This is a genomic window from Loktanella sp. S4079, from assembly GCF_000967725.1.
Taxonomy (GTDB): Bacteria; Pseudomonadota; Alphaproteobacteria; order Rhodobacterales; family Rhodobacteraceae; genus Yoonia.
The window spans coordinates 1-1,297 of sequence record NZ_JXYE01000036.1 but is presented as its reverse complement, the minus strand read 5'-3'; the positions used below and the strand labels follow the sequence as shown (position 1 = coordinate 1,297).

1 protein-coding gene is annotated in these 1,297 nt (G+C 48.5%); it reads left to right on the top strand.

Features of this window, described 5'->3' with window-relative positions; genetic code table 11:
• A partial coding sequence (locus TW80_RS17510) for a Hint domain-containing protein (protein ID WP_239450591.1) occupies window positions 1–995 on the top strand: 995 nt, incomplete at its 5' end.
• Window positions 996–1,297: the final 302 nt, after the last annotated feature.

Here is a 1,297-nt window from a genome sequence, read left to right as displayed (position 1 = left end):
AAAAGACGTCACTTATTTCGAACTTCGATTGGGCGACATACGACATGCCTTTGCTAACACTGACTTTTCCACCAGGCACTTGCGCAGCCGTTTCAAGGTCAATGGGCAATTGGTTTGTCGATTCGCTCAATACAAGCGATGTCGTTATTATTGTTGATGACGCTGACAACGACGGAACAATTTCAAACGATGAATGGGACGCCGCGGTATCTGGCGACGGGAACGATATTGGTGATACCGGCTTTCTTTACCAAGGTGGCGGCAATTCAGGCTTTCTTTACTCAACCGATGGGACCACAACATTTACTGTTGGCCAGAATGTCACTGCAATTCGTGACAATATGTCCAACACTTTCGAAGCGGATGTTTCGGGAGTTGTCTGCTTTGCTAGAGGAACACGTATTGCCACACCTCGTGGTGATGTACCTATTGAGACGCTAAGCGCAGGAGACAATATCAAAACTTGGAGTGGTCAAGTTTACCCCATTCGTTGGATCGGCTGTCGTAAAGTGTCGGAGTTCGAGATGCTGCATTCGCCGAAACTTCGCCCAATTCGAGTTCGCGCTGGGGCACTTGGAAGTCAACTTCCAAAGCGTGACCTACTCGTCAGTCGGCAGCACAGAATTCTCGTAAAATCTAAGATTGCAAACCGTATGTTTGATACTGAAGAGGTGTTGATTCCAGCCATAAAGCTTGTCGAAATGGCTGGAATTGAGATCGATAATGGCATCAAATCCGTGGACTATTTTCATATACTGCTCGACTCACATGAAATTCTGTGTGCCGATGGAGCACCGGCGGAAAGCCTATTCACGGGACCCGAGGCCCTAAAGGCGTTGCCCGCTGAGGCACTGGAAGAGATATCCACGCTTTTTCCTGAAATCGTCGAACAAATGCGCGCATCTGGAACTGCGGCCCATGTCCCCGTACACACAAAAGTGAAACGATTGCTTCATAGACATAAGAAGAACAATCGTGAACTGATTTACTGTTAACATTCCCCAGGGAAAGCGATTGATCAAAGTTGCGGTCAAGCAATGATGCGGACAGGTGCCGGGACCTACCTTGGGCAAGGGCTGTCTTGCAAATACGAGGCAACGCTAAACAACCTGATCATTGCAGGAGTTCGTACTCGGATCAATTTAACGGGGACCTAATCAGGTCCAATGCCTCAGGGACAAACTAGTCAGTTTTTCCAACTTAGATCGTTCTGGCATATACAGTTCGCTTAAGCGCGCGCGTGTTTCAGTTCCGAGCTTTGGCACTGGGCGACCGGTGCCCTCGAGAATTTTCCTCA